Source organism: Pedobacter sp. 01N416 (assembly GCF_056399685.1).
Genome location: NZ_JBFTRT010000494.1, coordinates 1 through 8174, shown reverse-complemented (window position 1 = coordinate 8174; position 8174 = coordinate 1). Strand labels below are relative to the sequence as shown.

8 protein-coding genes and 1 pseudogene are annotated in these 8174 nt (G+C 38.5%); all 9 read right to left on the bottom strand.

The annotated features are described in order from the left end of the window. The coding region (locus tag AC1DND_RS22200) for a hypothetical protein (protein ID WP_477584784.1) at window positions 1-783 on the bottom strand (783 nt) is incomplete at its 3' end. Window positions 784-974: 191 nt separating this feature from the next. Beyond that, a complete protein-coding gene (locus AC1DND_RS22195) occupies window positions 975-1535 on the bottom strand; it encodes a CopD family protein (RefSeq protein WP_477584783.1) in 561 nt (186 codons plus the stop codon). 25 nt (window positions 1536-1560) lie between these two features. Further along, window positions 1561-2586: a uroporphyrinogen decarboxylase gene (hemE, locus tag AC1DND_RS22190; RefSeq protein ID WP_477584782.1), complete on the bottom strand. Its 1026-nt coding sequence runs from the start codon at window positions 2584-2586 to the stop codon at window positions 1561-1563. 192 nt (window positions 2587-2778) lie between these two features. Continuing rightward, the gene (locus tag AC1DND_RS22185) at window positions 2779-3294 is read right to left on the bottom strand and encodes a hypothetical protein (RefSeq protein WP_477584781.1); all 516 of its coding nucleotides are present in this window, start codon (window positions 3292-3294) and stop codon (window positions 2779-2781) included. Then, window positions 3294-3626, bottom strand: a pseudogene (locus tag AC1DND_RS22180) (winged helix-turn-helix domain-containing protein); the annotation flags it as partial. The pseudogene AC1DND_RS22180 and the gene AC1DND_RS22185, both read right to left, overlap by 1 nt. A 41-nt stretch (window positions 3627-3667) precedes the next feature. Continuing rightward, a complete protein-coding gene (locus tag AC1DND_RS22175) occupies window positions 3668-4534 on the bottom strand; it encodes a sensor histidine kinase (RefSeq protein ID WP_029275766.1) in 867 nt (288 codons plus the stop codon). A 252-nt stretch (window positions 4535-4786) separates the two neighbouring features. After that, on the bottom strand, window positions 4787-6157 hold the full coding sequence (gene hemL / locus AC1DND_RS22170; protein WP_477584780.1) for a glutamate-1-semialdehyde 2,1-aminomutase: 1371 nt from the start codon (window positions 6155-6157) through the stop codon (window positions 4787-4789). Window positions 6158-6253: 96 nt separating this feature from the next. Further along, window positions 6254-6889 carry a porphobilinogen synthase gene (gene hemB / locus AC1DND_RS22165; RefSeq protein ID WP_477584779.1) on the bottom strand — a complete coding sequence of 212 codons (636 nt, stop codon included), beginning with the start codon at window positions 6887-6889 and terminating at the stop codon, window positions 6254-6256. A gap of 182 nt (window positions 6890-7071) precedes the next feature. After that, the coding region (locus AC1DND_RS22160; RefSeq protein ID WP_477584778.1) for a uroporphyrinogen-III synthase at window positions 7072-8174 on the bottom strand (1103 nt) is incomplete at its 5' end.

Below are 8174 nucleotides of genomic sequence, written 5' to 3'. Positions count from 1 at the left end.
ATCTTTATACACCGCAATATAGTTGTCGGTATATACCTGTTTAATGTTGGTATTAATTGCTTTGTGCAGTTTTAAACCAGTTGCACCGTTAAACATAGTCGTAATCGGAATTTCTTTAAGTACATCAATTTGTCCACCTTGATGAAAGGCCAAAAATTGGGCAGGCAAACTAAATTTCCAGCCATTACCTTCTGCAATGGTACTTTCGGTAGATAAACCGCCAATAATTTCCTCTTTAGCAGGATCACCCTTATAAATCATTTTCTGCCAGGCAATCCAGGCATCTAAAGTAAACTTCTTGCGCTCAACCAATAACTGTGTTCCGTATTCAATTGGCGTAGTTAAGGTTCTTTCGAAATCGTATAAAGGTTCGATATACTTATGCTGAATGTTACCTTCTAAACTTCCAAAAATTAAAGTAAGATTTCTTTTGTGGTATTTTACGCTGAATAAAGGTTTCGCATCGGAAATCCCGTTTCTACCAAAATCCTTTCTGATAAAAGCACCAGCGGTAATCGCCAGATTAGGATGCGCGTAGTAAACAATTTGAGGCTGTAACTGTGTTCCGTACAAAGTATAACCATCATGAAAATCGTTGGTATACTCGTAATTACGAACATAGTTTAAATTATAAAAGTTGAAGTGAACCTCGTTGGTTAAGCTGCTATCGGGACGTATCCGGTTTTCGAAAGCCGATTGATCAAACTGTGCCGAAGCGAAATAAGCACTAAAAAGAAATGGTATTAGCAGTAAGGCCTTTTTCAGACCTGTAGTTGTAAACATGCGCTTGAATTTTATCGCCCAAATTTAGAATAGTTTTTGGTTTATTTAACCGCGAGGCACGCGAAGTTTACGCAAAGGAAACAAAGTGATTTACGAGTCGACCACCAAGGTTACAAAGGACACAAAGCTTTTATTAACACCGCTAATTACAAACAATATTCTCAGTGCCCTAGTGAATTGTGGTATACAGATTATTCGCCACGTTTTTTACGATAGTTCTTGTACAGTTTAACCGCAATCATAATGGCCATTGCTATGCCCATTATCCCTATTAAACCGTAAATCCAGTTAATGGCGTTTTTCAGGATTACCACGAATACAATGGCAATCATAAAAATCGTTGCCAATTCGCGCCACAACCTCAATTGAAAGCTGTTTAACCTATACTGGTTGTTTTTAAGCTGTTTAACGATGTTCTGACAGATAAAATGATAAATGAGTAAGCCAACAACAAAACCTAGCTTAACCCACATCCAATCGGCTTGAAGCAAGCCTTGGTTTAAAGTCAGCATAGATACACCTGCCAAAACAGAAATGATCATGGCTGGGGTGGCGATAATTTTCCACAAAGTAGCCTCCATTTTAACAAACTGTTTTTGGAGGATACTTTTTTCGGGTTCAGGTTTATCGTTTGCCTCGGTATGGTAAATAAAAAGACTCAGGATATAAAACAGTCCTGCCATCCAGCTGATTACAAATACAACATGTACTGCTATGAAATATCGATAATATGGCAATAGCGTTTCTATCATTTATCTATTATGGGTTGACGAGAATTTAATACCTAAACTCTTTAACCACTTCAATTGCGTATTTAACGTTATCGAAGGGAATATCTGGCATTATACCATGGCCCAAATTGAAGATAAAACCTTCGGTACCACGCATGCGTTCAAACAATTTATGGATCTGTGCTTTAATTACTGCTTTATCTGCATATAAAATATGTGGATCTAAATTTCCCTGTACGGCAATACCTTTTGGCAAAGCATTTTTAATGTTCAATAAATCAGCATTCCAGTCAACTGAAATTACATCTGGTTTAGCTTCTGCCATAATCGGAGCAAAAACTGAGCTCCCTTTACAAAAAGAAATAACCGGAATATCTTTTCTGTTTAAGTTAGCAATGATTTCCTGAATATAATGGTGAGAAAACTCCTGATAATCATTCCATGATAAAGCAAGTGCCCAACTATCAAAAATCTGAACAGCATTAACGCCAGCAGTAATCTGAAGATTCAGGTAATCTGCCGTTACTTTAGCAATTTTAGCCAAAAGTTTGTGCGCCAGCTCTGGCTGATTGTGTATAAAGAGCTTGGTTAATTTAAAATCTTTAGATGAACCTCCTTCAATTAAATAACTCATTACGGTAAATGGTGCACCTGCAAAACCGATCAATGGAATTCTGTTATCCAATCGTTGTTGAATCACTTTAATCGCATCAGCAACATATTGCAATTCGTCCAGACAATCAACATTTAAGTTTTCGATGTCTTTAGCGGTACGTACCGGATTTGCAAATTTAGGTCCAACGCCTTGAGTAAAACTCAAATCACCACCCATAGCCTCTCCGGTTACCAAAATATCACAGAATAAAATCGCGGCGTCAATATCCAACAAATCAACAGGCAACATGGTCACATCTGCAGCAATTTCTGGATTTTTACACATCTCTAAAAAAGAGTATTTGTTTTTAATTTCCCAATATTGTGGCATAAAACGACCTGCCTGACGCATCATCCATACTGGTGGGCGTTCGGTTTGTTTTGAAAATGCTGCGTCTAAAAATAGGTTATTCTTCATGATTGTATCTGGTGTCGCACTACACGTCATGCTGAATTTATTTCAGCATCTTTCTTTAGTTAGATCCAGAACTGAGTTCAGGATGACGGACTGCCTAAAATTTTAATTTTGCAAAGGTATAAATAAAAAAAAAACGAAGTACCTTTTTATCCCTAAACTGGTGCTTCGTTATTCAAAATGACAATATTAATATTATAACTTGCTTATTTCTTTTTCAATTTTAACGAGAATGTCTTTCGAGCGTTGCGTTTCGGCAAGCTCTTTGGCCAATTTCGTATAAGCTTCTGCCCTTTCTCTATCTTTCTTCCGCAAAGCGAGATTAGCCAAATGGATCAGTACATACGATTTCTCATTTTTACCTCCTACCGGAAAGCGGCTTGCCAACTGAAAGTGATACTCGGCTTTATCATAGTCTTCTTCCTTCAAAGCCATATTGCCTTGCATAAATTCGTAATAACCCCTTCGGCTTTTAGCCAAGCGCTCTGGCTTAACCACCTCARCCAATAAGGCTTTGGTTTTACCGAATTCGTTATTCTTGAAATGTTTTGATGCCATCAAAACCGAACTATGCTTAAAATGGCTCCAAACAACAAAGGCAAACAACAGTCCTGAAACAGCGGCCAGCTGATATTGATTGTAAAATACACAAACCAATGCAGCAAGCGCAAAAACAGCCATTAAAGCATATCTGCCCTTATTATTGTACATTAATGACTATCAGTAAATTTATAGCCTACACCGCGGATCGAGTGGAAATAAACTGGATTTTTTTGATCTGGTTCGAAATACTTACGGAAAGTTAAAATGAAGTTATCGATTGTTCTTGTTGAAGGATAAACATCATAATTCCAAACGGTTTCTAAAATCTGCTCTCTTGAAACCGCATCGTTTTTACGTTCGATCAACAGTTTCAACAACATCGTTTCCTTTTTGGTTAACGGTGTGATGGTGCCATCATCGTGTTTTAATTCGAAAGAGTTAAAATAAATTGTTTTATCACCGATTTTGTAAGAATTCAATTCTTTTAAATCATCAGATTCTTCTACCAATAGAATTCTTAATTTTTGTGACATAATTGAGATTAACTAAATGTTACTTCAAAAATACTTCCTTGAGGCAAATTGTCTTTTACTGTAATATCTGCATCATGGTATTGTAAAACCTCTTTCACAATAAACAAGCCTAAACCTGTTCCTTTCGCTTTTCTGACATTCTCGTTACCAACGCGGTAAAACTTATCAAATATCAACATTTTTTCGGCATCTGAAATACCCGGCCCCTGATCTACCACACTTAATTGAATATGCCCATCAACTTTGTTTAAATGCACATTTATCTCATCACACGGGTTCGAATACTTCACCGCATTCTCAATTAAATTGGTTACTACTGACGATAAGGCAAATTTGTCACCCACCACCTGCAAATTTGGCTGAATTTTAGCATTTATAATCTGCTCGCATCCGCAAGAGTGAACCTGTAGCCTATCCGTGATTTTATATACCAGCTCCGAGAAGTTAAATTCTTCCTTCGGAAAAGTATAGGAACGGTTTTCGATCTTGGTGGCCAACAACATATTTTCAACCAGATCATCCAAACGCTCGATATCTTTTAGCGAATTGTTAAGCAATGAAGTTTGGCGTGCCTTATCCAAATCACGTTTAACAATGGTTTGGATAGAAAGTTTTATCGCTGCCAAAGGCGATTTCAGCTCATGTGTAATTGACATCAGAAAGTTCTGCTGCTGTTCCCTTAATTTATCTTCACGTTTTAACGATTGATGAAGGAAATAACCGCCGATACAGAGCAAAAACAAAAACACTGAACCTTCGCCCATAATCATGGTCATGCGGCTTGGCTGCAAACGCACCACCAATGTTCCCCACGAAATGAGTTGAATCAGTGCGTAAAGCAATAATGCGTAAAATATAATTATAGATTTCTTCATACCCCAACCCCTAAAGGGGCTTTTAATTTTAAATATCTTTTCCTTCGGGTTGATTACACAGATAATGTGATTTCACCGATTTATTCTACTCTGTCCGCTATTGCGAAGCACACAGCAATCTTACTACTACCGGTATTTTAAAACCAATTGACTAAGATTACTACGCCGTTCCTCCTCGCAATGACGATTTTCCGAACAAACCTCTTGCTCTCTGTGAAAACTTAGCGTCCTCTGTGGTTAAACAAAAAAGTCTTACTTCTTAAATACTAAATCTAATGCTTCAAAAATAGCACGTTTCGCTTTTTCCAATTCGATCTTAGTATGTGCTGAAGATACGAAACCAACTTCATATCCCGATGGGCCTAAATAAATTCCTCTATTCAATAACTCGCGGTGCATAATTTTGAATTTCTCCATGCTGCTGGCATCAATATCATCAGCCGACTGGATTTTATCTTTATCGGTAAAAGCAAACCAGAAGATAGAACCAATGGTAAATACCTTAAATTTATAGTTACGTGCGGTTGCAAAACGCTGAATACTGGCTACAAATTCTTGCGCTTTGGTATTCAAATCTTTGTAAAAGCTTGATTTGTTCAGTTCTGTTAATGTTGCAATGCCTGCTGCCATAGCCACCGGATTTCCAGACAAGGTTCCTGCCTGATACACACCGCCATCAGGAGAGATATGTGCCATAATTTCAGCACGTGCACCATACATCCCAACAGGTAAGCCACCACCAATGATTTTGCCATAAGTAACAATATCAGGTGTAACGCCATAATGCGCCGCAGCTCCTTCAAAGCCTACCCTGAAACCGGTAATAACTTCATCGAAAATCAGAAGGGAACCGTTATCCGTACAGATTTTACGCAAGAAATGAATATATTCTTCATCTTGAATAATCAAACCATTATTTGCAGGGATACCCTCAATAATTACTGCTGCAATCTGATCTTTGAACTGAGCAAAAGCTTGTTCAATAGCTGTTTTATCATTTAGGGGTACAACGATGGTTTCTTCAGCAAAAGATTTTGGCACACCCGCAGAAGAGGTTTCACCAAAAGTAACCAAACCAGAACCGGCTTTAACCAAAAGCGAATCGCTATGACCGTGGTAACAGCCTTCGAACTTTAAAATTTTATCGCGACCGGTAAAACCTCTTGCCAAACGTATGGCAGACATTACCGCTTCGGTACCAGAACTGGTAAAACGGATTTTCTCAACAAAACGGTTGTTTTTGATAATCAGCTCAGCCAATTCATTTTCTAAAGCTGTTGGCGCACCAAAGCTCATTCCGTTCTGCATTACCTCGGTAACTTTTTCGCGGATTTTAGGATTGTTATGCCCTAAAATTAATGGTCCCCAGCTACCACAGAAATCGATAAACTGATTACCATCGGCATCCCAAATATAACAGCCATCACCTTTTTCGATAAAAAGTGGCGTACCATAAACAGATTTAAAAGCCCTAACAGGTGAGTTTACCCCACCAGGGAAATACGTTTTTGATTTCTCGTACAATTCGGCAGATTTTACTCTCGAAATATCAGGTTTACTACCTGTATTTACCGGAATATCGGCTTCGTTGCCTGAAAACATTTTCTTTAATGAATCTAACATTTTTATTAAGCTTAAAGCTGAAAGACTAAAGCTTAAAGCGAAAAGTAAAGCGCTATACAATGGCTTTGGTCTTTTTGCTTTAAGCTTTCAGCTTATCTAAATCCAGTTGTTATTTAAAATATCTTTAATATGGTAAGTGGTAATAATACTTGCGCCTGCACGGGCGAAGGCATGCATCGTTTCCATTACAACTTTTTGCTCGTCTATCCAACCGCGTTCGGCAGCTGCTTTTACCATCGAGTATTCGCCTGACACATTATAAACAGCAATTGGCAAATTGGTATCCTGTTTTAACCGTTGGATAATATCCAGATAAGCTAAACCTGGTTTCACCATTAAAACATCAGCGCCTTCCTGTTCATCTAAAGCGGCTTCGCGCAAAGCCTCTAATGGGTTTCTAAAATCCATCTGATAAGCCTTCCTATCGCCTTTGCTTGGTGCACAGTCTGCAGCCTCTCTGAACGGGCCATAATAGGCTGAAGCAAACTTTGTGGCATGGCTCATAATGGCTGCGTTTACAAAACCGTTTTCATCTAAAAGATTACGTATGGCTTCAATCCGTCCATCCATCATGTCAGACGGGGCAAACATATCGGCACCAGCTTCGGCATGTGTTAAAGCCATTTTAGCGATTACCTCTACTGTTTTATCGTTTTGAACATAATCGTTCTCTAAAATACCGCAATGGCCATGGGTGGTATAAGAACAAAATCTACGCGGACGATTTAACATTTTATTTATATCAAGTATTTAGTATCAAGTATCGAGACCTGAATATCTTTTTATTTTTTCCTTCGGGGTGATTGCACAGATTGAATGATTACACAGATTTTTGGATTTCATAGATGGCCTTACGCTTTCTGCCCTTTACCTTACGCCCTAAACCTTATGCCTTTTACCTTACACCCTAAACCTTACTTAATCTCAATCCCAAACACTGCCTCAGCTAGTCCAATTTCATCAGGCGAATAAGGCAAAGCATATTTTACACCCATTTCATCAAATTTCTTACCGGTAGAGTTTCCAATAGCAATTACCTGTTGGCCAGGCTCCAATAAATTATCAGCGAAATAGGCATCAACATTTGATGGACTGGTAAAAATCAGCACATCAGCATAACTTTGGTCAATATCATCTTCGATTACTGTTTCGTAAATCGGCAGATCGATTATTTTAGCATCAGCTGGTAATGATTTTTGAATCGATTGTAAAGAATCCTGCGCTCTTGGAAACAGTATCTGCTGACCGCCAACCAATTGCGCAAAATCTTCTGCAACTTCGGTAATATCGCCACTTTCGCCAACAAAATCGGCAATATGGCCAAATTTACGCAATGCATCTTCAGATCCCCTTCCTACCACACCAAACCTTGTTTTCTTTGGCATTACCGGTTTTAGGTTGAAAAAATATTCTACGCTGTTGCGGCTGCTGAAGAAAACCCAATCTACGTGTCTTAAGATAAACTGATCTAAAACCGTTACTATCGGGAATGTACGGATTAATGAACGTCCTTCTATTTCAATATTATTATTTTCTAATGCCCTACGGAAATAACTGTGCTCACCAATTTCGCGCGAGATGAAAACCTTTGCCGGTTTCTTTCTTTCTACATTAAACTTGGCCACAATTTTTTCTGCCAAACCTTCGGTACTTTCTGCGCGTAAAAACAAACGCTCAGGAAAATGGTCAGCCGTTTCGGCTTTTGAAGTCCATATTTCGAATTTTCCATTTTCTTTTTTGCAATAGCAGCCCAAAGGCATATGGCAACCGCCTTCGAAAAGATTTAAAACCTTACGTTCTACAGTTACAGTCTCTGCAGTTTCCGGGTCGTGCAATTTTTGCAATGCACCAAAAAGCTCGGTATCATTTTCCCTGATCTGAATAGCCAAAGCCCCCTGGGCGGGTGCCGGAATAAACTCAGTAGTTTCTAATTCTTCCACATGTAAATCGCTTACATCAAGATTTAAGCGTTTAACACCAGCTTTTGCAATCAGAATGGCATCGTAATCTTCATCAC

What these genes read in the sequence shown, in the direction of transcription:
- hemL (WP_477584780.1), bottom strand. Translation starts at nt 6,157, where the DNA reads ATGTTAGATTCATTAAAGAAAATGTTTTCAGGCAACGAAGCCGATATT.
- hemB (WP_477584779.1), bottom strand. Translation starts at nt 6,889, where the DNA reads ATGTTAAATCGTCCGCGTAGATTTTGTTCTTATACCACCCATGGCCAT.
- AC1DND_RS22195 (WP_477584783.1), bottom strand. Translation starts at nt 1,535, where the DNA reads ATGATAGAAACGCTATTGCCATATTATCGATATTTCATAGCAGTACAT.
- hemE (WP_477584782.1), bottom strand. Translation starts at nt 2,586, where the DNA reads ATGAAGAATAACCTATTTTTAGACGCAGCATTTTCAAAACAAACCGAA.
- AC1DND_RS22175 (WP_029275766.1), bottom strand. Translation starts at nt 4,534, where the DNA reads ATGAAGAAATCTATAATTATATTTTACGCATTATTGCTTTACGCACTG.